The following is a 23,052-nucleotide window of genomic DNA, read 5'->3' as shown; positions in this document are numbered from 1 at the left end:
GCGTTATTTTTGTTAGACTATGAAACGCGCCGCTCACCCGGCGCGTTTTTTTTTCGCATCCGGTTCACCCCTTACGAGGGTAGCCACCTGGAGATTTACCCATGACACAACAGATTGTCGTGGCGGCACTGTATAAGTTCGTCACCCTGCAAGATTACGTCGCCCTGCGCGAGCCCCTGCTCAAGGCCATGGTCGACAACGGCATCAAAGGCACGCTGCTGATCGCCGAAGAAGGCATCAACGGCACCGTGTCCGGCAGCCGCGAAGGCATTGACGGGCTGATGGCCTGGCTCAAGAACGACCCGCGCATGGACGACATCGACCATAAAGAGTCGTACTGCGACGAGCAGCCGTTCTACCGCACCAAGGTCAAGCTCAAGAAAGAGATCGTGACCCTGGGCGTCGAAGGCGTGGACCCGAACAGGAAGGTCGGCACCTACGTCGACCCGCAGGACTGGAACGCGCTGATCAGCGACCCTGAGGTCCTGTTGATCGATACCCGCAACGACTACGAAGTCTCGATCGGCACCTTTGAAGGCGCTATCGACCCGAAAACCACCAGTTTTCGCGAATTTCCCGACTACATCAAAGCCAACTTCGACCCGTCCGTGCACAAGAAGGTGGCGATGTTCTGCACCGGCGGCATTCGTTGTGAAAAGGCCTCGAGCTACATGCTCAGCGAAGGCTTCGATGAGGTCTATCACCTCAAGGGTGGCATCCTGAAATACCTCGAAGAGGTGCCTCAGGAAGAAACCAAGTGGCAGGGCGACTGCTTTGTGTTCGACAACCGCGTGACGGTTCGCCACGACCTGAGCGAAGGCGACTACGATCAATGTCATGCCTGCCGCACACCGGTCAGCGTCGACGACCGGGCCAGCGAGCATTATGTGGCCGGGATCAGTTGCCCGCATTGCTGGGATACGCTGAGCGAGAAAACCCGTCGCAGCGCCATCGACCGGCAAAAGCAGATCGAACTGGCCAAGGCTCGCAACCTGCCGCACCCGATCGGCTACAACTACAAGCAAGCATCCACCGAGGCCTGAACCATGTCTGCACGCCTGCTCTATGTGATGGACCCGATGTGTTCCTGGTGCTGGGGCTTTGCCCCGGTGGCCAACGCGTTGGTCGAGCAGGCGCAAGCCGCAGGCGTGGACGTGCACCTGGTAGTAGGTGGTTTGCGTACCGGCAGTGGCTCGGCGCTGGAGCCGAGCACTCGTCGCTACATACTCGAGCACTGGCAGGCGGTCACCGAGGCCACGGGGCAACCCTTCAAGCTCGAGGGCGCGTTGCCCGACGGCTTCGTGTATGACACCGAACCGGCCTGCCGGGCGCTGGTGACTGCACGGGGCCTGGCACCGGATTGCGCGTGGAAGCTGCTGGGGTTGATCCAGCACGCGTTTTACGCCGAAGGTCGCGATGTCACCCGCGCCAGCGTTCTGGTGGAGTTGGCGGAACAGGCCGGGCTGCCGCGCATCGAGTTCGCCGCCGCTTTCGACCGTGCCGATACGCACGCCGCGACGGCCGCCGATTTCACCTGGGTCCAGGACCTGGGCATTGCCGGTTTCCCGACGTTGCTGGCTGAACGCAATGGCCAGTTGGCGTTGCTGACCAATGGCTATCAGCCCCTCAGTGTCCTGTCCCCCTTGCTCGGCCGCTGGCTGGAGCGTGCTGCCTGTGCATGATCCGGCCAACGACACCCCAACCGTTAAACGTGTCGACCGGTTGAGCTGGGCAGAAATCCGTCGCCTGGCCCTTCATCACAAGAAATCCCTGTGGATCGCCAACGGCGTGGCCGTGTTGGCGACCCTGTGCAGCGTACCGATTCCCTTGCTCCTGCCGTTGCTGGTAGACGAAGTGTTGCTGGGGCACGGCGACGCCGCGCTGAAAATCATGAACCTCGCACTGCCGCAGGCCTGGCAGAAAGCCGCGGGCTACATCGGCCTGATGCTGGTGGTGACCCTGGCCCTGCGTTGCGCGGCATTGCTGTTCAACGTGGTGCAGGCGCGCCTGTTCGCCGCCTTGGCCAAGGACATCGTCTACCGCATTCGCATCCGCCTGATCGAACGCCTCAAGCGTATTTCGCTGGGGGAATACGAAAGCCTGGGCAGCGGCACGGTGACCACGCACCTGGTGACCGATCTCGACACCCTGGACAAATTCGTCGGCGAAACCCTCAGTCGTTTCCTGGTGGCCATGCTGACGCTGGTGGGCACCGCGGGCATCCTGGTGTGGATGCACTGGCAACTGGCGCTGCTGATCCTGTTGTTCAATCCGCTGGTGATCTACGCCACGGTGCAGTTGGGCAAGCGGGTCAAGCACCTGAAGAAACTCGAGAACGACAGCACCTCGCGCTTCACCCAGGCGTTGACCGAAACCCTGGACGCGATCCAGGAAGTGCGGGCCGGTAACCGCCAGGGCTTTTTCCTCGGCCGTTTGGGGCAACGCGCCCGGGACGTTCGTGATTACGCGGTGAACTCGCAATGGAAAACCGATGCCTCGAACCGGGCCAGCGGTTTGCTGTTCCAGTTCGGCATCGATATTTTCCGTGCCGCCGCCATGCTCACCGTGCTGTTTTCCGACCTGTCCATCGGCCAGATGCTCGCGGTGTTCAGCTACCTGTGGTTCATGATCGGCCCGGTCGAACAACTGCTGAACCTGCAGTACGCGTATTACGCTGCCGGCGGCGCACTATCGCGGATCAACGAGCTGCTTGCCCGGGCCGATGAGCCGCAACACCCGGGCGGTGTCGACCCGTTCAAAGGTCGTGAAACCGTTGGCATCGAAGTCCAGGGATTGAGTTTCGGCTACGGCGACGAGCTGGTATTGAACCAGATGGACCTGTCGATTGCGCCCGGCGAAAAGGTCGCGATCGTCGGTGCCAGCGGTGGCGGCAAGAGCACCCTGGTGCAGTTGCTGCTGGGCTTGTATACGCCGCTGGCCGGGACCATCCGCTTCGGTGGTTCGACCCAGCAGGAAATCGGCCTGGAAACCGTGCGGGAAAATGTCGCGGTGGTCCTGCAACACCCGGCGCTGTTCAATGACACCATTCGCGCGAACCTGACCATGGGGCGTGAGCGCAGCGACGAGGCGTGCTGGAATGCGCTGGAAATCGCGCAATTGCACAACACCGTGCACGAGTTGCCCAATGGCTTGGACAGCATCGTTGGGCGTTCCGGCGTGCGCTTGTCCGGCGGCCAGCGCCAACGCCTGGCCATTGCGCGGATGGTGCTGGCCGATCCCAAGGTGGTGATTCTCGACGAGGCCACCTCGGCGCTGGATGCCGCCACCGAATACAACCTGCACCAGGCCCTGGCGCGGTTCCTCAGCCATCGCACCACCCTGATCATTGCCCACCGCTTGTCCGCGGTGAAACAGGCCGATCGGGTGCTGGTGTTTGACGGTGGGCAGATCGCCGAGGATGGCGACCACCAGCAGCTGATTGCCGATGGTGGTCTGTACGCCAAGTTGTATGGGCATTTGCAGCAGCATTGATGGGGTGTGCTGTTACCCCCATGTCACGTTCAGCGCCTCAGGGCCACCCTCATAGCCAAATTGCTTCATGACGACGGCGCATGAATCGCATGGCGCCATGGTGGTCGCGATTGTGATCGAATCAAGCTCGTTTGGATCCGGGTATTTGCCACGTATGACCCTGATGAGCTTGCTCTCGCTGTCCAGCGAAGTGGGTCGCAGAGTGAACTGAGGCGTATAAGTTTCGATATTGGCGATCGTGTGGGGGACAGCCCGAATCTGGCCGGAGTGCGAGACACTGAGTGATGTACGGTCAACATTGGCACCGTGATCAACATTGAAGTAACTCGTACGGCCGACCCTCACCTCGTTCGTTCTTCTGTTGGCAGAAAACAAAGGCAGGAAACTCGTGTTGTTCCCGCTACCGGAAACGCTGACATACACTTCCCGCAATCCAGTCTTCGTCTTGATCTCGGCAAACGCGACGTTTCTGAGGGTGTCTGAATGCCTTCTCTTTGCCTCGCTAATAAGGGTTTCCAGTTCCTGCATCGCGTTGTCGATTTTTAAAGCCATGGGCCGGCCCTGAGCGGATGACTCCACAGTTACGACAGCCTTGCCAAACAAATTGTTGAGGATTTCTGCGGTCGTTTCGCGAACACTGTTCGGTGCAGCCCTGGACAGCGACCAGGTCGTTGCGCCATCGTTGGAGTGCCTGACGATCATCCTGGTCGAGTGATCGAATAGCACAGCCTCGCCTGGGCTGGTATCGACCTTGATCAATCTGAGCGTCTCGGGCGGATTGCTATGGCCGCCGATCGGTATGGCGATGTCTTCCATTGCGTCAAGAGCACGTTGAACCCGACCTACACCATAAATCCTCGCCATGTTGTTGGCATTCAAGGAACCGGTGTACACCACCATCAACTCGCGCCTCAGTCCGGTGGGCAAGGTGGACGCTTGCTTGAAGACCAGTGCCTCACGCAGGCTTTGCCCTTTCGTCAGTTCGGTGACGTAAAAATCCCCGGCATCAATGCGTGTGAAAACGTACTGTTTCGAACCGTCGATCGAGTCCGCGATGATGGCTCCGCAGTGGAAGGTATCGGTTACGCCCTTTTCCGTCACATTGACTTTCACTCGTCCGTAAATGCCTTTGCGCAGCTCCATCGTCGCGTCGAGCGTTGTGTGAGTGGCCAATGAAGCCCTTGTCATGGGAGCGCCGGCAGTGCCTGGTGTGTAAATGCTGTCCCCAAACCAGGGGGCCCATCCCTTGGTTTCATCGAACGTGCCGACTGCTGGTGTCGGGGCCAGGTCTCGCTTCACATAACGAGTCTTGCATACGTCCGTCCCTGGGGCGCGCGCCGGTCGGCAGGGTATTGGCTTCAGCGAATCACTCTCGTCAATCAAGTCAGCGCGACGTAGTGTGTCGCTCTTCAGCCGGTACGGTACGTCATCAATGAACAGTGTGGTTCGGCCGTCCACTTCAAGCACTTCGCGTACGTGGCGAGTCTTGGATAGCTCCACAAACGAGTGCTGGTGGCGGCTTTCCAGGGTGCTGTAGTGCGATTGCCCAGGCGAGAAGTCACTGGAGCGGGTGGTTAGCGACGGGCCATAGGGCTTGGAGGACAATGGGTCGACCAGGCGCAAGTCGAGCTTGCCAGAGGTGCCGATATTGCGTATTGGCACATCGTGCAGACCTTTGATGCTGGCTAAGTGATCTACCCGCGTTGCAGGTATCCAACGTCCGGCATCGCTCAACTGCGGCAAGCTGCGCACGTAGTCGTAGTAGCGGATTTTCCCCATGAGCTCGTTGAACCTGAACGTGACGGCTTTGTAAATGTAACGCACCGCTTTTCCCAACCCTTTGAGCAGCGCGGGGATAATTTCAAGCGGGTTCAACGCTCGCAACGTCGATACCAGCAGCGTTTTTGTCAGCGTTGCGAATGAAGGAAGCGTGGTGCGTGTGGCCAACCGACCTGCGTTGCCAATCAGTCTTATCGAGCCCGAGGCGAATTTTCCAATCGGGATCGCAAACGAAATCACATCAAAAAACAGGCCTACTATTCCTAAGGCGATGCGGTTTTTATCGTCTGAAATCAGATCTTCGACAGGGCCCCAGAACGGCACAAACAACTTTGCGATCTCAAATACCTCTTTGCGTTTTGCTTCTTCGAGTTCAAACCGGGTCTGCCCTTTGGCAAAGGTGCGCAACGCTTGCGGGTCAACGAACAGGAGTTCGGTGGCTATGTGTTGGCTGATCGCCATTGAACGGCTGGACGACAGGGACAATGGGGCACGTTGATGCTGCTCCGTGACCTCGGTACTGGCGCTGAAAGCCGGTGGCAACTGATCGATGATTGCCTCGCAGAAAACCGTTGCCTTGGGCGGGGTGCCGTTCGAATGCGCGTCCCAGTCGAAGGGTAAATGCCTGTCGCGGATGACATCGACATAGGCTCCATTGGAAGTGGTTGCCATCGCCCCGATCCGGGGAATCAACAACGTCGCATCAAAATTTTCAATGCGACGTATCACGCCGGCTTTAGGGAGAAGCTCGTAAAAAGTGCTGACGGATACCGCGGCTTCATCCCCGATGGGTTCTTGTACTTGGGTCGCTTTCAGGATCACGCCGTTACGTGTTCTGAGCGGCAACGTTATGTCGGGCGTTTCGTCTTTGGCGGCGACTTTACTGGTTTCTTTGCGCAGGCTGTAAATCTTGACTTCGCCCACCTCCAGCGCCAGGCGGTCGGCATAGGGAAGTGAGGTTAATAGCGTTCTGATCAATGTTTGATAGGCAGCTGTGATCGATACCAGATGCCGCTTGAAGGCGTTGTCAAACAGCGCAGGGACATTGGGGATTTTGGCATTCGGTGAGAGGACTGGCCGAAGGCGGCCTTCCCAGATGTTACCGGGCACCGGCCAAGGCGCATCGGTTTCTACATGCCGATCCTGGTCCATCCTGATCCATTGGTTGCTCAAGGTCACGCCATCGGCCTCAGTCACAAACCATCTTTTCTGATCGTCGAACTTGCCGGACGCCAATACATCGGCGAACGAGTAATACTTGTATCCCTTACCCCTGAGTGGTGGAGCGTCGCGAAAGCCGATCGAAGCCAACTCGTCATACCTGGCCAGTTTGCGTCCGTCGGTATTGAACGCTTCGCTTGCGAACAGCGTTTGTATTTCAGCCTTGGCGATGGCCAGCCGTTTGGGTGGCTCCTGATTGATCTGGATAGCCGCTTGATTGACCTCGTTCGCGTGTTTTTCCAGTTCGGAGCAGGCACGTTCGATGTCGGCTTGCGTGTACTCTGCGAGGTGTTTTTGCGGGATAAAACCATGGGTGATGGCCCAATCCAGGGTTGGAAGCAACCTGGTGAGACTGAGGAGGTTCAATTCTTCCGTTGTTGCAACTTCGGCCCGGTGCATGGGCAAGTTGACCAACTGTTGGAAGCTCAACCTGTCCAACAATTGGGGTGAGACGGATTTGATGAAATTGACTCCGTTGAGAAAGTTGACCCAGACAACCGTGCTCCGGTAAGCAAGATCTGCCGGTATGTCCCGAACACGAAACTCAAAGGGGAATCGGCACCAAAACAACCGCACAATGACCACGGCCTCTTTGTCCGATGCAGCCAGTTTTGATGTGAGTAAATGGGCTTCAAAAGCTTCACGGATAGCCTGATAGCTCTTCCCCCAATTCGAGCGACTCTGCCAGTCATAACCGGCGATAAAGTCGGTGGGGGCCTGGGTCTGTGCGCTAAGCCAATGTTGCAGCGCGCTGGCTATTAGTCTGGTCCGGATGTAAGGCGAAGTCTCTTCACCGGTTTTGCCGCCGTACCAATCCATTGTCGTCAGTAAGGTATTTCCCAACTTTTGGGCTTGCGCGCTCTGCAGGATTTTTTCGAGATAAACGCTCGGCGTTGCGCGTAACTGTTCAATCGTTGCGGTAGAAAGAACGTCTTTGGCAAGGTGGGTAAACGCTGAAGTAATGTTTTCTGGCAGAAATTGATTAACCGCATCGATTACTTTGGCGCGGGCCTGGACACTATGGAGTGACAGCGTATCGGGCGGAATGTCAGGACTGTCTTGTTGGATATCCCGTACCTCCTCCAGGTCCTTTTCTCCTGTCGGGGGCGCCAGATCGAGGATGTCAAAATCATTCTCCAGTCTCAAACGATGGCTGGCGATCCTGTCCTCAACGGCTTTTATCGTGGCCTCAACTTTTTGCGGATCTCTCGACGTCAACGCAAAACCGTAAAAGACACACATCTTGTCGAAGCCAATGGTGCGGTTGGATTTCAACACTCCGCCCAGTAATGCCGCTGCCTGTTCAATCCGCAGTTTCAGTGGCTGCCACTTGGCGTGTTCGGTCAATTCCAGCGTGACTTTATGCCCTGTGTTCTTCCAAGCCTGGTAGACATATTTGCCCTGCTTGAACGCGACGGAAAGATCGCCGTGCTTTAATTCAAGCTTTGTGCACATATTGATGAAATCTCGATCGCGCAACATTTGCCATAACGCTTTCAATCCATCTGCGCTCACCTGGGTAAGCGGTGAAAAAGGTTTTAGCGGCAAAGCGGGCCATGCGATATTGACCGGCGTTTCGCGCAGGGTCGCAAGCATAAGCTCGTAATCCTCCAACTGGCCTGCGTGTAACTGAGCGTCGGAGGGTGACGGCGGGTTTGAAGCGTTCCATCGCATATACGGGACTCTCTTGATTGTCGGTTGAGCTGCGCATCGCTCAAGCGCGATGGCGTCGAGGTCCGATTTCAAGCGAAAACAAGAGCAGGAGAGCGGTACATAGTTAGGTGATGGCGTTTTTTTGAGGAAACTGATTCGCGCGTCGTACTCGCACCTCACGCAAAGCAGTTATTGGCAGGCCCTTGTCCATAGAAAGCGCTTCTCGCTTGCCGGGATGCGGAAGGCACCCTAGGCTAGCTGTAGCGATCACGTGGATGATGATCTGGTAGTGCTAAAACAAGGGACCTCATGAATCAAGCGCGGACTCTCGGAACGCCACGGTTGCTGGGCATCGTCTGGCCATTTATCGCCGTTGTGTTATTTCAGGCCCTGTTGGGGGGCGTCAGTCTTTATGTATTGTCGGCGGTCCGTGGTTATGTTGCCGGTGAAAGCCTGTGGTCCAAGGGCCAGAAGGACGCCATCTATTACCTCAATCTGTATGCCGACAGTCGCGACGAGAGCAAATTCCTCAAGTACCAGGAGGCCATTGCCGTCCCTCAGGGAGGGCATGAGCTGCGCCTGGCACTTGACCAGCAGCCACCCGATATCGAGGCGGCCAGGGTGGCGATTCTCAAGGGTGGCAACCATCCCGATGACGTCCCCAGCCTGATCTGGCTGTACCTCAATTTCCGCCATTTCAGCTACCTCGAAAAAGCCATCGATCGCTGGACCGTGGGTGACGTGCACCTTGATCAACTCGATGATGTCGCCAGGGACATGCACCGGCACATCAGCGTCAAGCCAGCCGACCCCGCTGACATCCATCGCTGGAAGGAGCAGATTTTCGCCATCAACAACGAGGTGACGCCAGCGGCGAAGGCCTTCAGCGATGCCCTGGGCGAAGGCTCGCGGATGATCCTGCGCCTGCTGCTGGCGACGAACCTGGCCACCGCCCTCGGCCTGATCGCCCTGGCGTTGCTGCGCACGCATAAACTACTCAAGCAGCGACACGCGTTTGCCGACGCCCTGCAACTGGAGAAGGAGCGGGCGCAAATCACCCTGCAATCGATTGGCGACGCGGTGATCACCACCAATGTCGAGGGCGCGATCGCCTATATGAATCCGGCCGCCGAAGCCTTGACCCACTGGAAAGCCGAACAGGCGACCGGTTTGCCACTGGCGGCGCTGTTCAACCTGCTGGACGACAATGCCCAGGCCGATGGCTTTACCTTGATCGAGCACATCCTGAGCGGTCAGCTCAGTGGCGGCAGCGAACATTCCAAGCTCATTCAGCGCCTCGATGGCAGCACGGTGTCGGTCACGCTGGTGGGGGCGCCGATCCGCAATGCCGGTAAGGTCAGCGGTGCCGTGCTGGTGCTGCATGACATGACCCAGGAGCGGCAATACATTGCCAATCTGTCCTGGCAGGCGAGCCATGATGCGCTGACCGGGCTCGCCAATCGCCGTGAGTTCGAGTTCCGTCTGGAACAGGCGCTGCAGGGCCTTACGCGAATGCCTGGACGTCACGCCTTGATGTTCCTCGATCTGGACCAGTTCAAGTTGGTCAACGATACGTGCGGACACGCGGCGGGTGACGAGTTGCTGCGGCATATCTGTGCGCTGTTGCAATCCGGACTGCGCGAGAGCGACACCCTGGCCCGGTTGGGCGGTGACGAGTTCGGCATCCTGCTGGAAAATTGTGCACCGGAGGCGGCCGAAAAAATTGCCGAGGGCTTGCGCCAGACCGTGCAGAACCTGCACTTCGTGTGGAAGGGGCGGCCGTTCGTGACCACCGTGAGCATCGGGCTGGTGCATATCAATGCGCATCCGACCACCCTGGAAGTCTCGCTGCGCGCGGCTGACATGGCCTGCTACATGGCCAAGGAAAAGGGCCGCAACCGGGTCCAGGTGTATCACGCCGACGACTCGGAGTTGTCCCTGCGCTTTGGCGAAATGGCCTGGGTGCAGCGCTTGCACATGGCCCTGGAAGAAGATCGTTTTTGCCTGTACGCCCAGGAAATCGCCCCGCTTGGTCATGTCGAACAGGGTGGTGGGCATATCGAAATTCTGCTGCGCCTGCATGACGAAGCCGGGCGCATGATATTGCCCGACAGTTTTATTCCGGCAGCCGAACGTTATGGCCTGATGACTTCTCTGGATCGTTGGGTTGTACAGAATGTATTCAAGATCATTGCCCAATGTATAGCCGAGAAGCACAAAGAGCCTTTGGCGATGTGTGCGATTAATCTGTCAGGCACAACTATAGGAGATGAAGCGTTCCTGGACTTCCTGCGTCAACAGTTCATTAGTTACGCCATACCACCTGAAATAATTTGTTTTGAAATCACTGAAACCAGTGCTATTTCAAATCTTGCCAGTGCAATTAAATTCATCAATGAACTCAAAGGCTTAGGGTGCCTGTTTTCCCTGGATGACTTTTGTGCCGGTATGTCCTCGTTCGCCTACTTGAAACATTTGCCTGTAGACTTCCTGAAGATCGACGGGAGTTTCGTAAAGGATATGCTGGACGACCCGATTAACCGCGCCATGGTCGAAGTGATCAATCACATCGGTCATGTCATGGGTAAGCGTACGATTGCCGAGTTTGTTGAAACGCCCCAGATCGAGCAGGCATTGCTGGAGATCGGGGTTGATTACGCTCAAGGGTATGTCATTGAACGCCCGCATCTGTTTACCTGCGACAGTTTGAAAAGTCGTCCAGCCAGGCCGCAGCCCCTGTTGTTCAAGGCGCCCGGCACGTTCCGTTGAAGTCTCTCGTTGATCGGAACAATCACAATCAAAAGGAGCCCGACAGTGATCGAGACATTCAACCGAACCGGACCACTCATGGAAGCTGCAAGTTATCCCGACTGGGCCCAGCGCCTGATTCAGGATTGCAGCGCGAGTAAGCGCCGGGTTGTAGAACACGAGCTGTATCAGCGCATGCGAGATAACCGACTCAGCGCCAAGACGATGCGCCAGTACCTGATCGGGGGCTGGCCCGTGGTCGAACAGTTTGCGTTATACATGGCACAGAACCTGACCAAGACCCGTTTTGCCCGCCACCCGGGCGAAGACATGGCGCGTCGCTGGTTGATGCGCAACATTCGTGTCGAACTCAACCATGCCGACTACTGGGTGAACTGGAGCCGTGCCCACGGCGTCAGCCTGGAAGATCTGCAGGCGCAGCAGGTAGCCTCTGAACTTCATGCGTTGAGCCATTGGTGCTGGCACACCAGTTCCGCCGACTCGCTGATCGTTGGCATTGCCGCCACCAATTACGCCATCGAAGGCGCGACCGGTGAGTGGTCGGCGGTGGTCTGTTCCAATGGTCTATACGCGGCAGCCTTCCCCGAGGAGGATCGCAAGCGGGCCATGAAGTGGCTGAAGATGCATGCCCAGTACGATGATGCCCACCCGTGGGAAGCGCTGGAAATCATCTGCACCCTGGCCGGCATGAACCCGAGCAAGTCATTGCAGGTGGAATTGCGCCAAGCCGTGTGCAAAAGCTACGACTACATGTTCCTGTTCCTGGAACGTTGCATGCAGCTGGAGCATTCGGAAAAGGCCCCGGTGATGCGTGAGCGATTGGAGATGGCCGAAAGCTGATCGTAAAACGCCCATGAAAAAGCCCGCCCCTGGTGACAGGGGCGGGCTTTTTTACAAGTGTCAGGCGCTGACTTTAAGCCCCACCAGCCCGGTGATGATCAACGCCACGCTGGCGAGGCGAACCAGCGCCATGGATTCGCCAAACAAAATGATGCCGGCGATCACGGTGCCGACGGCACCCACTCCAGTCCAGATCGCATAGGCCGTGCCCAGCGGCAATTCCTTCATGGCCAGGCCCAGCAAGCCAAGGCTGACGGCCATGGCCGCTACCGTGAGCGCAGTGGGCAACGGGCGGCTGAAACCATCGGTGTACTTGAGGCCAACGGCCCAGCCGACTTCGAACAGGCCGGCGAAAAACAGAATGATCCAGGACAAGGAAGACCTCCATCGATTGACGGGGTCGTCCCCAGGTTAATGACTCGATCGAGCCGCGAGGTCGTCCTCGCGTTGCGCAATATAGTGCCCAGCATTAACCGGGGGATCAAGTTTTCCTGATCAGTCAGCTGCCTGCTGAGCCGCGACCTGGCGATCTTCCTTCTCGCTCATGCGACGGAAGTACGTCGAGAGCAACGCCCCGGAAATGTTGTGCCACACACTGAACAGTGCGCTTGGCACCGCCGCCAGCGGTGAGAAGTGCGCGCTGGCCAGGGCCGCGCCCAGCCCGGAGTTCTGCATGCCGACTTCCAGCGCCAGGGATTTACGCTGGGCCAATGGCAGTTTGAACAGGCGTCCGGTGAAGTAACCCAGCAGGTAACCGAAGCTGTTGTGCAGCATGACCACTGCCATGATCAACAATCCCGACTCGGCAATTTTCGCCTGGCTGGCGGCCACTACAGCGGTGACGATGATCACGATGCTCACCACCGAAACCAGCGGCAACACGTCCACCGCGTGGCGAACCTTGTCGCCGAGCACACGTTGGGCAACCACACCCAGCACGATCGGCAGCAGCACCACTTGGAGGATCGACCAGAACAGCTCCATGAACGACACCGGCAACCAGGCCGACGCCAGCAGCCAGATCAGGGCCGGGGTCAGCAGTGGTGCGAGGAGGGTGGTCACGGCAGCGATGGCCACCGACAACGCCAGGTCGCCGCGGGCCAGCCAGGTCATCACGTTCGACGAGGTGCCGCTTGGGCAGCAGCCGACCAGAATCACCCCGACGGCGATCTCTGGCGGCAAATGGAACGCCTGGCAGAGCAACCACGCCACACCAGGCATGATCACGAAATGTGCCACCACGCCCAAGGCCACGCGCCACGGGTGGCGGGCGACTTCAGCGAAGTCTTCGAGCTTGAGGGTCAGGCCCATGCCGAACATCACCAGCCCCAGCAACGGCACGATGGCACCCTTGAGGCCAATGAACCAGGCCGGTTGCAGGAACGCCACGACGGCGAAAATCAGTACCCAGTAGGCGAAGGTGTTACCGACAAAACGACTTAATGCAGCCAGTGCACGCATGGCCAGATCCTTATTGTAAGAAAGCGTTAGGGAGCTAAGCATACGCTGCTCGCAAAAAAAGATCGCAGCTTGCGACAGCTCCTAATGTAGGAGCTGCCGCAGGCTGCGATCTTTTACAGGCGCCGCCGATTCAGATAATCAGATGCCCTGAGGTGTCTCTTCCCCACCCAACGCTTCAACCAATGCCGGCAGGAAATCACCGAAGGTCAGCATCATCAGGGTGAAGCTGGCATCCAGTTGGCCGAGGGCTTCATCGCCACCGTCCTGTTCCGCCTGGTCTTGCAGCAGGTCTTCGAACTTCAGGCGCTTGACCACCATCTTGTCGTCGAGTACGAAAGACAGTTTGTCCTGCCAGGCCAGCGACAGCTGAGTGACCACTTTGCCAGTGCTCAGGTGCAGCTGGATTTCTTCGCTGGTCAGGTCCTGGCGCTTGCAACGCACGATGCCGCCGTCTTCGTGGGTGTCGCGCAGTTCGCACTCGTCCAGCACGAAAAAGTCGTCCGCGGCTTTTTGGGTGGTGACCCACTCGGTCATGGTCGCGGTCGGGGACATTTTCACGGTCAGCGGCCGCACCGGCAGGGTGCCGATCACTTCACGCAGGGTGGACAACAGGTCCTCGGCGCGTTTCGGGCTGGCCGAGTTGACCAGGATCAGGCCCTGTTTCGGCGCGATGGCGGCGAAGGTCGAGGAGCGGCGGATAAAGGCGCGCGGCAGGAAGGCCTGGATGATTTCATCCTTGATCTGGTCGCGTTCCTTCTTATAGACCTTGCGCATTTGCTCGGCTTCGATCTCTTCGACCTTTTCCTTTACCGCGTCACGCACGACGCTGCCCGGCAGGATGCGTTCTTCCTTGCGCGCGCTGATCAGCAGGAAATCACCGCTGACGTGCACCAGCGGGGCATCTTCGCCCTTGCCGAACGGCGCGACGAAACCGTAGGTGGTCAACTCCTGGCTTGCACATGGACGCGCCAGCTTGGTGGCCAGTGCAGTCTCCAACGCCTCGGCATCAACAGGCAGATCTTGGGTCAGGCGATAGATAAGCAGGTTTTTGAACCACATGGGGTGAGTCTCTCCTTTATACAAAGGGGGGCATTATTGTCTTCCGTGTGCCATAGGCCAACCCTTCTCTAAGCCTTTGGAAGGCATGAAAAAATTAATTAAAAAAGTGCTTGCCAGAGGTGGGGTCGCTCCGTAGAATGCGCGCCACACCGAAGCGAAGGGTGATTAGCTCAGCTGGGAGAGCGTCTGCCTTACAAGCAGAATGTCGGCGGTTCGATCCCGTCATCACCCACCATTCGTTTCAAGTGTTTAGCGCAGCGGTAGTTCAGTCGGTTAGAATACCGGCCTGTCACGCCGGGGGTCGCGGGTTCGAGTCCCGTCCGCTGCGCCATATTCGGTAACCTGGACCACTGAACGCCAGGTCACCACGGAAAAACCCGCCAAGGCGGGTTTTTTTCTGTCTCAAGTTTGTACGTTGTACCCGCGGGGTGTGTCGTTTCACCGGTTTTCAGATTTTTTTGAAAAAACTTCAAATAAATCAACACTTTATGAAAACTTGTGGCATAATGCGTCCCGTAACGAAGCGAAGGGTGATTAGCTCAGCTGGGAGAGCGTCTGCCTTACAAGCAGAATGTCGGCGGTTCGATCCCGTCATCACCCACCATTCGTTTCAAGCGTTTCGCGCAGCGGTAGTTCAGTCGGTTAGAATACCGGCCTGTCACGCCGGGGGTCGCGGGTTCGAGTCCCGTCCGCTGCGCCATATTCGGTAACCTGGAACACTGAACGCCAGGTCACCACAGAAAGCCCGCTAAATGCGGGCTTTTTGCTGTCTGGGTTTTGGCTTTTCCTGTAGGAGCGAGCCTGCTCGCGATGGACGCTAACGATAACGCGTGCGTCCTGAATAAACGCGGCGCCCTCAGGTTCTTCGCGAGCATTCGAGCGTCGACCGGCTGCTCCTACATATCTTGATTACGGGCGTGGCGGTAATCGCTGACAGCTTCATAAACCGCTTTGCGCAACCGGTTGATCCCGCCGATGGGGCGATGCGCCTCAAGCCCGAACCAAGGGTTGAACGACTGGTTATCGCATTGCAGGTTCAACGCCGGGGTGTCGAAATCCTGGGCGGGCAGGGTGATCCGCGCCACCGTCTGGAACGGCGCATCGCTCTCTTGCCACTCAATACTGGTGTCCTCGATTGGCATGTACTTGCCAGGGTCCTGCCGCTGTATCTGCAAGACAAAACACGCGGGCATCCGGTCGGTCGATAACTGCTGGTACAGCGCATTGCGCAGAAAATTCGGCAGCTTGTGATTCTGCGCCGGCAGGCTGTAGGCCGGGCAATTGCCAGGATCCGGCATCACCCGAAACTTGGCATTGGCCTCACCGAACTTGTAGGGCGACACCGAAAAGTAAGTCGTGCGCGTCGGGCTTTCCGGGGCCGGGGAGAGTGTCGCCAGGGCGATAAGCAGATGGCGGACCTGCCAGGTGCGCGGGTCCCAGTTCGGGAAGAACGCCAACACCTTTTTGCCGTCCGCCTGGGCGGCCACATTCTGACGATACTCGGCGACATCGCTGACAAAGAAGTTCGGATGGCTGAACATCACGAAGTCCTGTTCATCGCGACCCGCTTGATTGCCCAGCAGCTGTTTTCCCGGCACATCGTGCAGCTTGATCGCCATGCCCCGTGCATCGCGGATACTGTCGAATTGAGGGTAGGCGTTGCCGTTGGACAGGCGCATCGTCGCCTGCCAGGTTTTGCCCGGCTCGCTGAACACACCCTGGCGCAGTTCTCCCGCCAGTTCCGGCAGCACCTGCACCTCGGCCTTCACGCAGCCGTGGGCCTTGGCGTGGGCATCGCGCAGGTAGCGGGTGTTTTCACGGTGCTGGTCGACGATACGCACCGCCGTCTGGATGATGTCCTGGGTCATCGCGGCTTCGCCGTCGGGGATCAACTCTTGCGCTGACACCGATCCACGGTGCTGCCAGGCGAACCACGCCGTGGCCACTGCCCAGCCGAGCAACCCCAGGCCCAACAACCAGAGCAGGGTCTTGCCGAGAAAGGCGCCCAGTCGCGTCCACAGGCGATTCATGGCAGTTGCGCCTCCAAGGGGCCGCCCAGCACTTTCAAATACTCCAGCAGTGCCCAGCGCTCTTCGGGTTGCAACAAGCGGCCGATCACGCCGCTGCCACGCTTGCCGGCGCGGAATTCGTGGCCGCTGTTGTGATTGCCGGTAATGCGTGTGTCGAACACAAAGCCATTGGTAAAGGCTTCGGTGCGATAGCCCAAATGCCTTGGGTCGTACTCGAAGGTGCCTTTGTAAAAGGTGGTGGCGCGTTCGTCTTGGGGCGACAGCAATTGATAAATGCTCGGCACCGAACCGTTGTGCAGGAAGGGCGGCGTCGCCCATACGCCGGCCAGGGGGCGGGCCTTGTAGGCGCGCAACTCCTGGACCCCGATCGGCAGGCCGAAGCCATCCATGTCCGCACGCTCGGTCGGCGTGACGGCGGCCTCGCGATAGGCGCGGTTGCCGACGAATGCCGTGACGTAGGCCAGCCCCTTGGCGACCGACAGCTGGCTCAGGTCCAGCGGTTCGGTGGGCGCTGGGTGCAGTTGTACGTCCAGTTGCGCCAGTTCGGCCGGGTCCCACTGCAAGGCCGTCAGGTCGAAGCGGTGATCGGCGATATTGTTGGCGGCGCCCGGGTCGGTGCCGATCACCTCCACGGGCAGCATTTTCAGCTGTTGCACCGGGCGCCCTGCGCTGAGGCTGACCCGCGGTACGTGGCAGCCTGCGCAGTTCTCGCTGAACAACGCGCGGCCTTTGGCGGCCAGCGGTTTGTCGACCGCGCCCAGCCTTTCTTCCGGCCAGGCGGGCGGCTTGAGGCCTTGCAGGGTTTGTTCGATCAGGTGCAGATCGCGCACCCGGACGCTGGATGGGTAACGATTGTCGCCCTTGAGTGGTTGCCCGTCGGCATCGAAAAAGTTCAGCGTGGCGCCCACCCCCAAGGCTTCACCGATATTGCGCGCCATGGGCTGCTGCGCCGAGCCATTCCACTGCACCCAGTCGAAGGTCCACATGTCCCACAACTGTGGGTAGTCGACGGGGGCGTTGGCCACGCGGTAGTTGGCGGGGGAAATCGCGTCGCCGAAGCTGGCGTTGGCGATGCGTCCGAACGCGTCGGCACGTCCGGGACCTTCTTCGGTGGGGTAAAGCCCGCGATGGGTGTCGTTCCAGGCCACCTTGAGGAAGGTGTCGAGGGAGCCCTTGAAGGCCGCGCGCAGCGCCTGGTGTCCGGTCTCGTAGTCAGGGCCCAGGACCTTGCGCGCGAAGCGTTCGAACTTCCAGGGATTGTAGTAAGTGGAAGCCAGGCTTGCCACCAGCGCCTGGCCAAAACTGCCGCCCTGCAGGGTGGGCACGCTGGAAGGCAACACATGCTGCGCGGAACCGCCGTCGATGCGCACGGCTTGGCCGTTCAGGCGCAGTTCACCGGTGTGGCAGGCGGCGCAGGTAATATCCAGAAATGTATCCGCACTGCCGGGATTCTGATGCCGGGCGAAGCCCACGGGCAGGTTGCCGGGGTTGTTCGGCGTGGGTTTCTGCTCGGGGTCGATCAGGAAACCGAAGCGCGCGAGGTATTGCGGATCGGCGAAGCGTTGTTGCGAAAAGGGCAGCTCCAGGGCGGTGAACCAGTCGTAGTGCAAGCCCTTGACCTGGGTGCCCTGGGGCGTGAAATAGTAACGCTGGCGGTCGTCGCTGCTCCATTGGTCCAGGTAATGCACCTGTTGCGCGGCCGCGTGGCGCGGCAGTTTCGGGTTGGCGACGTAGTACAGGATCACGGCCAGGGCGATGGCCACAAGGGCAACGATCAGGCCCAGCAAGCGGAGCAAGAGGCGCATGTTGACCATCCGTGTCGAGTTTTCTACCGTTATGCCTCAGGGCCAGGGGGGCGGCAAGAGGCCATTACGCCAGATGTTCAGCCTCCCGGCGTGCAAGATGACAGAAGTTTCATCACCAACATGGCGAAATGCGTTTAAACACCTGAACTTATCGCCAGTTTGCGGCTCTCATGCCGGTAGCCATTGGTCGTGGCCGCCTGATAAGCTCGCGACTTTACTCGATTGCCCTTTAGGCGCATGAACAAGGAAATAGCATGAAACAGCATCGGTTGGCGGCGGCGGTGGCCCTGGTTAGCCTGGTACTTGCGGGTTGCGACTCGCAAACCAGCGTAGAGCTGAAAACCCCGGCGCAGAAAGCTTCCTACGGAATTGGCCTGAACATGGGCAAGAGCCTGGCTCAGGAAGGCATGGATGATCTGGACTCCAAAGCCGTTGCCCAGGGCATCGAAGATGCGGTCGGCAAGAAAGAACAGAAACTCAAGGATGAAGAATTGGTAGAAGCCTTCGCCGCGCTGCAAAAGCGTGCCGAAGAGCGCATGGCCAAGATGAGCGAAGAGTCGGCAGCCGCCGGCAAGAAATTCCTCGAAGAAAACGCCAAGAAAGCTGGCGTCGTGACCACAGCTTCCGGCCTGCAATACGAAGTGGAAAAGAAAGCCGATGGCGCCCAGCCGAAGCCGACTGACGTAGTGACCGTCCACTACACCGGCAAGCTGACCAATGGCACCGTTTTCGACAGCTCCGTCGAGCGCGGCAGCCCGATCGATCTGCCGGTCAGCGGTGTGATCCCGGGTTGGGTCGAAGGCCTGCAACTGATGCACGTCGGCGAGAAGTACAAGCTGTACATTCCAAGCGAACTGGCTTACGGCGCGCAAAGCCCAAGCCCGGCGATCCCGGCCAACTCGGTCCTGGTGTTCGACCTGGAACTGCTGGCCATCAAGGATCCAGCCAAAGAAGACGCCGCCAAGTAATCCGCGTCTGCTTTAACGACAACGCCTCGCTCATGCGGGGCGTTGTTGCATCTGGCCTTCTGAATGGGTAAACAAAGCGAACAGTTGCCGTACACTGAAGTCATAGACAGTGTGGGGGCCGTGCCTAACCTTCGGCAGACCTCCAAGTCAATGAAATATTGGGGTTTTTTTAGATGGGTAAAAAACGCCCGATCTGAGTTCAGCCCTTATGCAGCGGGCCTTTCAGCCATGAAAAGGGGCTCTGTTCACAAGGTTATCCACAATTTGTGTGGATAACATTCCTGTCGGAGGCGTCATGAAAGCACCCTGGAATTTTGCTCGTTTCCTGCCCCTGGCCGGACGCCTGCTCGCCCGTGGGCGCTTGCCGACCTTGCTGTTTGCGGTGGCCAGCAAAAGTGCCAGCCAGGGTAACCGGCTGGGCAAGCTCAAGGATGATCTGCGCCTGTTGCAGGCGCTGTGCCTGGCGTACTGGCGCGGGGAATACCGTGCCATCAGTCCCAAGGCGCTGCTATCGGTGGTCGCCGGCCTGATGTATTTCCTCAGTCCGGTCGATGCCATTCCGGATTTTCTTCCGCTGTTCGGCATGATCGATGACATCGCCGTGCTGGCCTGGCTGATGAAAGTCCTCGACGATGAACTCAACGCCTTCCGCACCTGGCGCAAACGCCAGGTCCCGGAAAAGCTCGCCGTGGTCGAGCGCCTGCCCGACACCCCTGAGCAACTTAAGCTGCAGAAGCCGAAAAAAACCTGATTCGATCCCGTCTGTGCTTCAGATAGATAGCCCCCGCGACCTTGGCCGCTGTTAGGATTACACTTCTAGGGAAAAGTGCTGACTCGCTAAGTGTTGTTGTCCTACGGGGTAGTCATGGATATTCAGATAATTACACGCGAAGGCGAGCCCGAATACGCGGTTCTGCCATGGGCTCAGTATCAGGCTCTACTGAAAGCAGCAGGCATCAACGAAGCACCGTCACGTCCGGCCCCGGCGCCGCTCGCGACCACACCAGACGCCATTCTTCCGGGTCTGGATCAACTACGCAGTTTGCGCGAAGGGAAGGGCATCGCCATCGAGGCGCTCGCCCGCACGGTAGGCATCAGCCCGTCTTACCTGGCCATGATCGAAAGTGGCGAGCGTCTGCCCGACGCCGCGATTCGCCGCAGCCTGGCCTGGGAACTGACGGTGCCAGGGTGGAGGGATGAATCGTGAGCGTACGTATCAGTCGTCACCATTGGGACGGATTGCTGGGCGAGCTGGATCAGGCGCGCCGTCAGCGTCATCTCCTGACTTATCGAGCATTGCTGGAGCGTTTGCAGCTTCCTACGCCCGCCATGCAAACCCTGACCGCCGCACTTGAACATCTGGCCGCACTGGATGCCAAGGCCGAACAGCCGCTGCGCAGCTCACTGGTGATCAGCCAGGGCGCCAGCCGCTTGCCGCGTACCGGATTCTTCGAATGCGTCGAGCGCCTGGGACGTTTCACCGGCCCGTCCGACGGCGTCGCCGCCGCCTCGTGGCACGCCTCGGAAGTGGTTCGCGTATTTGAATACGAGTACCCCGAATCGGCGGAAGCCTGAGTGTTCCTGCAGCTCAAGGCGCGGGCCGGTTACTGGCTGGCCCGCCGGTTGTTTCATTGGCCATGGTTCGTGCGCCAGCCCCGCGGCTGGAGCTGGATGGAGGGTCAGTTCGCACGCATGGCGAACCTGGGCGATGTCGGCGCGCAGAGTTTCTATGGGCACATCCTGACCTTTCGTGGCGTCGGCTTGGGTGCGCGGGAAGAGGGTATTCGGCTGTTGCGCCTGGCGGCATTGGCCGGTGATGGCAAGGCGGCTTATCAGGTGGGTGTGATAAGCCTCGCCGGTAGCCCGAGCAAGGCGCCGGACCCGGCAGAAGCGGCGCGGTTCTGGGCAATGGCAGCCAAGGCAGGGCATCCAATGGCCGAGATCAAACTCAAAGAGTTGGCGGCCGGCGATTCTTCGCAGTAATTTCTTTATTACTCGATAAGCAAACGCGGCGTGAAAAACCTGTGCCACGTTGCTTTTTGTTGGGCGAAATTTCCGGGCAAGGTCCTCGGAAATTTCCTTCAAACTGTGGCGGTTTTCGTGAACTGGTGCGCAGGGAGTTGAATCGATAGGCTTTGGGAGTCGCTGCATATTCAGTGACAGGGTGTAGGAACCCTTCAAGACTTTTAAGGTGAATGGCAGTTCCTATCAGACTCTTAGGGTTTCCAAATGACATCACTGCATCCCGACCCACCTTACGAAAAACCAGTTCCCCACCCCAAAAACCGCTTCATGGCGCTCACCAGCAACTGCACCGACATACCCACCCTGTTCGTTGACACCCAAGCGCCTCTTGATGCTTTGCATGACGCGGCCGGCTATCGAATTCGCGCTGTAACCCAAGTGCTGGAGAACCTGTCCATGCGCGGCTCAATCGAATGCGAATCCTTCATCCTCAGCGACTTTGCCTTGCTAAGCGCCATCCCGCTTCGCGATGGCTGTGATGTGCTGGATGTGATTGGGCGGCGGTTACGGGCTCAGTCAGGGGCGGATCAGCTCAGAGAGTTGTAGTGTTTTGAGCTGGCCTCTTCGTGGGCGACGATTCGACTTGCCCGCGAAGGCGTCCTTTCCAATCACCGCTTCCCATAAATTGGGTAATAGGACTGACTTGACCACCTATTTGTAATTGAGCTGATCAGCCATGTTACTGACGGCCCTATTCGTTTACGGATTCATCGCATCTGATGACGGCTAAAGCGAGCCTTCGATCCAACAGCTGGAACCTATTGAATACCTGGTTCTCGCCATGCCATATTCCCGACCTTCCCTGCCTGAGCCCCCTCAAAGGACTGAAAAGTGACTGACCGCACCTACAAAGACATCAACCTGAACCGAGCCATCATCGAGGAAACGATTGTCCGCTTTGTCGATGTCAATGGAATCAAGCTGAGGGGAATTGGCGAAAAGCCGGGCAGCCCTGGCATTCGTGTAGGTATTGGGAGTGCAGGTATTGAGGATGCAACGGTTGAAATTTTCTTCAACAACACAGGTACGTCCACTCTCCACTACAAGCTGGGGAAGAACCAAGAGCTTGGACAGAAGCTAGCCGATGCTCTCTATGAAACGATCCACCCAGATGACTTTGTAACGATCAATCTTGGCATCAAAGGAATAGATCTATCTGATGCCCAAGCACTGATCAAAGAGCTCACCGAGTCAGTCAATGCAGACATTGAGGTGGCTTCGTACACCAAGGGTGAGCGACGGAATATCTGGAAACTCAAGTCTAAGAAAAATTCTGACGAGTTGACCGTTACTCAACACGAGACCACCAACAAGCTACAGCTCCAAGGCCGCCCACTCAGTTGCTATCGGGAGTTGAGCTACCTGCTCACCGAGATCCTGGAGGTCAACGCACTCGAGTGTATCCTATTTAAAAAGGAAGAAAATCGTTCCGAGTTCGTCTGTACCGAGGTCGCCGAGAGCGTTCTCAAGGATAGGTTTGGAACCTGCTTCGAAAATCTACCGGTGGCAACCCGAAAGCTGCTTCTGGCAAGCCTCTGCGTTAGACTGGCAAGCCCGGCGCTGCCTGACTACTGCATGCTCGTTTACCCAGAGCTCCGCTCCCTCGAGGGCGCAATCAAACATAAGCTGTCTGAAAAAAATCTTTCGAATCAGGAGGATAGCTTCGGCGGCTTTTTTACCAAGACCAGTGGTCAGTTCAATCTTAAGCAGCAATATCAGGCTGACGTCAACGATGCTAAACTTCAGAGTGTTTTGGGCGATGCTTACACGTTCTTCAATAAGCATCGACACGGTTTGTTCCACATGGAAGAGATGCCTTCCGCAAGCCGTATGATTAGCAGCATCACTCAAGCTGTGGCATTGTGTGATGAAGCTTACGCCCACCTCAAGACTCTGTATGGTTAAATATTGGTGCACTAAATGTTTGAGATAAGAAGACTAGAAACTAAG

General features: G+C 58.1%; 18 protein-coding genes and 4 tRNA genes. 16 read left to right on the top strand and 6 right to left on the bottom strand.

The genetic code is table 11. The features are described 5' to 3' along the window. Nucleotides 1-101: 101 nt before the first annotated feature. From trhO to OH720_RS24480, 3 genes are read left to right on the top strand one after another with little or no spacing between them, the layout of a single operon-like run. The gene (gene trhO / locus OH720_RS24490) at nt 102-1,043 is read left to right on the top strand and encodes an oxygen-dependent tRNA uridine(34) hydroxylase TrhO (RefSeq protein ID WP_272603230.1); all 942 of its coding nucleotides are present in this window, start codon (nt 102-104) and stop codon (nt 1,041-1,043) included. A 36-nt stretch (nt 1,044-1,079) separates the two neighbouring features. After that, nucleotides 1,080-1,682 carry a DsbA family protein gene (locus OH720_RS24485; protein ID WP_272606515.1) on the top strand — a complete coding sequence of 201 codons (603 nt, stop codon included), beginning with the start codon at nt 1,080-1,082 and terminating at the stop codon, nt 1,680-1,682. Next, nucleotides 1,675-3,492: an ABC transporter ATP-binding protein gene (locus OH720_RS24480; RefSeq protein WP_272606514.1), complete on the top strand. Its 1,818-nt coding sequence runs from the start codon at nt 1,675-1,677 to the stop codon at nt 3,490-3,492. The genes OH720_RS24485 and OH720_RS24480 overlap by 8 nt, the downstream gene beginning before the upstream one ends. A gap of 12 nt (nt 3,493-3,504) precedes the next feature. On the opposite strand, the gene OH720_RS24475 is transcribed toward OH720_RS24480, so the two are convergent. Next, nucleotides 3,505-8,088, bottom strand: a complete 4,584-nt coding sequence (locus OH720_RS24475; protein ID WP_272603229.1) for a deaminase domain-containing protein — start codon at nt 8,086-8,088, stop codon at nt 3,505-3,507. A 366-nt stretch (nt 8,089-8,454) separates the two neighbouring features. On the opposite strand from OH720_RS24475, the gene OH720_RS24470 reads away from it, so the two are divergent. Both OH720_RS24470 and OH720_RS24465 read left to right on the top strand, forming a co-directional pair. Continuing rightward, nucleotides 8,455-10,914 (top strand): EAL domain-containing protein, encoded by a 2,460-nt coding sequence (locus OH720_RS24470; protein WP_272603228.1) that lies wholly within the window; start codon nt 8,455-8,457, stop codon nt 10,912-10,914. A gap of 78 nt (nt 10,915-10,992) precedes the next feature. Beyond that, nucleotides 10,993-11,754: a TenA family transcriptional regulator gene (locus tag OH720_RS24465; protein ID WP_442967227.1), complete on the top strand. Its 762-nt coding sequence runs from the start codon at nt 10,993-10,995 to the stop codon at nt 11,752-11,754. A gap of 60 nt (nt 11,755-11,814) precedes the next feature. Here OH720_RS24465 and sugE read toward each other — a convergent pair whose 3' ends face one another. The 3 genes from sugE to rdgC all read right to left on the bottom strand — a co-directional run bounded on the left by sugE (nt 11,815) and on the right by rdgC (nt 14,274). Then, nucleotides 11,815-12,129 (bottom strand): quaternary ammonium compound efflux SMR transporter SugE, encoded by a 315-nt coding sequence (gene sugE / locus OH720_RS24460; protein WP_008060873.1) that lies wholly within the window; start codon nt 12,127-12,129, stop codon nt 11,815-11,817. Nucleotides 12,130-12,249: 120 nt separating this feature from the next. Further along, nucleotides 12,250-13,215 (bottom strand): bile acid:sodium symporter family protein, encoded by a 966-nt coding sequence (locus OH720_RS24455; RefSeq protein WP_008060874.1) that lies wholly within the window; start codon nt 13,213-13,215, stop codon nt 12,250-12,252. A gap of 138 nt (nt 13,216-13,353) precedes the next feature. Next, a complete protein-coding gene (rdgC, locus tag OH720_RS24450; RefSeq protein ID WP_008060875.1) occupies nt 13,354-14,274 on the bottom strand; it encodes a recombination-associated protein RdgC in 921 nt (306 codons plus the stop codon). Nucleotides 14,275-14,433: 159 nt separating this feature from the next. Between rdgC and OH720_RS24445 the strand changes: the two genes are divergently transcribed. From OH720_RS24445 to OH720_RS24430, 4 genes are all read left to right on the top strand, one after another. Beyond that, nucleotides 14,434-14,509 (top strand) — tRNA-Val (locus OH720_RS24445). Nucleotides 14,510-14,528: 19 nt separating this feature from the next. After that, nucleotides 14,529-14,605: transfer RNA gene (locus OH720_RS24440), tRNA-Asp, on the top strand. 197 nt (nt 14,606-14,802) lie between these two features. Next, nucleotides 14,803-14,878, top strand: a tRNA-Val gene (locus OH720_RS24435). Between the two features lie 19 nt (nt 14,879-14,897). Further along, a tRNA-Asp gene (locus OH720_RS24430) sits at nt 14,898-14,974 on the top strand. 196 nt (nt 14,975-15,170) lie between these two features. Here OH720_RS24430 and OH720_RS24425 read toward each other — a convergent pair. Both OH720_RS24425 and OH720_RS24420 read right to left on the bottom strand, forming a co-directional pair. Then, nucleotides 15,171-16,304 (bottom strand): catalase family protein, encoded by a 1,134-nt coding sequence (locus OH720_RS24425; RefSeq protein WP_272603226.1) that lies wholly within the window; start codon nt 16,302-16,304, stop codon nt 15,171-15,173. Beyond that, a complete protein-coding gene (locus tag OH720_RS24420) occupies nt 16,301-18,109 on the bottom strand; it encodes a di-heme-cytochrome C peroxidase (protein ID WP_272603225.1) in 1,809 nt (602 codons plus the stop codon). Before OH720_RS24420 ends, OH720_RS24425 begins: the two co-directional genes overlap by 4 nt. 254 nt (nt 18,110-18,363) lie before the next feature. Here OH720_RS24420 and OH720_RS24415 point away from each other — a divergent pair, with 254 nt between their 5' ends. The 7 genes from OH720_RS24415 (at nt 18,364) to OH720_RS24385 (ending at nt 23,007) form a co-directional block, all read left to right on the top strand. After that, complete coding sequence (locus OH720_RS24415; protein WP_008060887.1) at nt 18,364-19,077, top strand: FKBP-type peptidyl-prolyl cis-trans isomerase; 714 nt, start codon at nt 18,364-18,366, stop codon at nt 19,075-19,077. A gap of 295 nt (nt 19,078-19,372) precedes the next feature. Further along, nucleotides 19,373-19,828 carry a YkvA family protein gene (locus OH720_RS24410; RefSeq protein ID WP_272603224.1) on the top strand — a complete coding sequence of 152 codons (456 nt, stop codon included), beginning with the start codon at nt 19,373-19,375 and terminating at the stop codon, nt 19,826-19,828. A gap of 114 nt (nt 19,829-19,942) precedes the next feature. Further along, entirely contained in the window at nt 19,943-20,284 is a 342-nt protein-coding gene (locus OH720_RS24405; protein WP_272603223.1) for a helix-turn-helix domain-containing protein, read from the top strand. Beyond that, nucleotides 20,281-20,652 carry a hypothetical protein gene (locus OH720_RS24400; RefSeq protein WP_008060892.1) on the top strand — a complete coding sequence of 124 codons (372 nt, stop codon included), beginning with the start codon at nt 20,281-20,283 and terminating at the stop codon, nt 20,650-20,652. The genes OH720_RS24405 and OH720_RS24400 overlap by 4 nt, the downstream gene beginning before the upstream one ends. Next, on the top strand, nt 20,653-21,060 hold the full coding sequence (locus OH720_RS24395; RefSeq protein WP_272603222.1) for a sel1 repeat family protein: 408 nt from the start codon (nt 20,653-20,655) through the stop codon (nt 21,058-21,060). Nucleotides 21,061-21,306: 246 nt separating this feature from the next. After that, nucleotides 21,307-21,648 carry a hypothetical protein gene (locus OH720_RS24390; RefSeq protein ID WP_272603221.1) on the top strand — a complete coding sequence of 114 codons (342 nt, stop codon included), beginning with the start codon at nt 21,307-21,309 and terminating at the stop codon, nt 21,646-21,648. A 285-nt stretch (nt 21,649-21,933) separates the two neighbouring features. Beyond that, a complete protein-coding gene (locus OH720_RS24385) occupies nt 21,934-23,007 on the top strand; it encodes a type II toxin-antitoxin system RnlA family toxin (RefSeq protein ID WP_272603220.1) in 1,074 nt (357 codons plus the stop codon). Nucleotides 23,008-23,052 lie beyond the last annotated feature (45 nt).

Source organism: Pseudomonas sp. WJP1, from assembly GCF_028471945.1.
Classification (GTDB): domain Bacteria; phylum Pseudomonadota; class Gammaproteobacteria; order Pseudomonadales; family Pseudomonadaceae; genus Aquipseudomonas.
Note: the sequence above shows the minus strand (reverse complement) of the source record. Positions and strands in the feature narration are given on the sequence as shown.

Coding starts and splice junctions, on each gene's coding strand:
- rdgC (WP_008060875.1), bottom strand. CDS start 14,274: ATGTGGTTCAAAAACCTGCTTATCTATCGCCTGACCCAAGATCTGCCT.
- OH720_RS24475 (WP_272603229.1), bottom strand. CDS start 8,088: ATGCTTGCGACCCTGCGCGAAACGCCGGTCAATATCGCATGGCCCGCT.
- OH720_RS24485 (WP_272606515.1), top strand. CDS start 1,080: ATGTGTTCCTGGTGCTGGGGCTTTGCCCCGGTGGCCAACGCGTTGGTC.
- OH720_RS24425 (WP_272603226.1), bottom strand. CDS start 16,304: ATGAATCGCCTGTGGACGCGACTGGGCGCCTTTCTCGGCAAGACCCTG.
- trhO (WP_272603230.1), top strand. CDS start 102: ATGACACAACAGATTGTCGTGGCGGCACTGTATAAGTTCGTCACCCTG.
- OH720_RS24420 (WP_272603225.1), bottom strand. CDS start 18,109: ATGCGCCTCTTGCTCCGCTTGCTGGGCCTGATCGTTGCCCTTGTGGCC.
- OH720_RS24410 (WP_272603224.1), top strand. CDS start 19,373: ATGAAAGCACCCTGGAATTTTGCTCGTTTCCTGCCCCTGGCCGGACGC.
- OH720_RS24390 (WP_272603221.1), top strand. CDS start 21,307: ATGACATCACTGCATCCCGACCCACCTTACGAAAAACCAGTTCCCCAC.
- OH720_RS24465 (WP_442967227.1), top strand. CDS start 10,993: ATGGAAGCTGCAAGTTATCCCGACTGGGCCCAGCGCCTGATTCAGGAT.
- OH720_RS24470 (WP_272603228.1), top strand. CDS start 8,455: ATGAATCAAGCGCGGACTCTCGGAACGCCACGGTTGCTGGGCATCGTC.
- OH720_RS24405 (WP_272603223.1), top strand. CDS start 19,943: ATGGATATTCAGATAATTACACGCGAAGGCGAGCCCGAATACGCGGTT.
- OH720_RS24415 (WP_008060887.1), top strand. CDS start 18,364: ATGAAACAGCATCGGTTGGCGGCGGCGGTGGCCCTGGTTAGCCTGGTA.
- OH720_RS24455 (WP_008060874.1), bottom strand. CDS start 13,215: ATGCGTGCACTGGCTGCATTAAGTCGTTTTGTCGGTAACACCTTCGCC.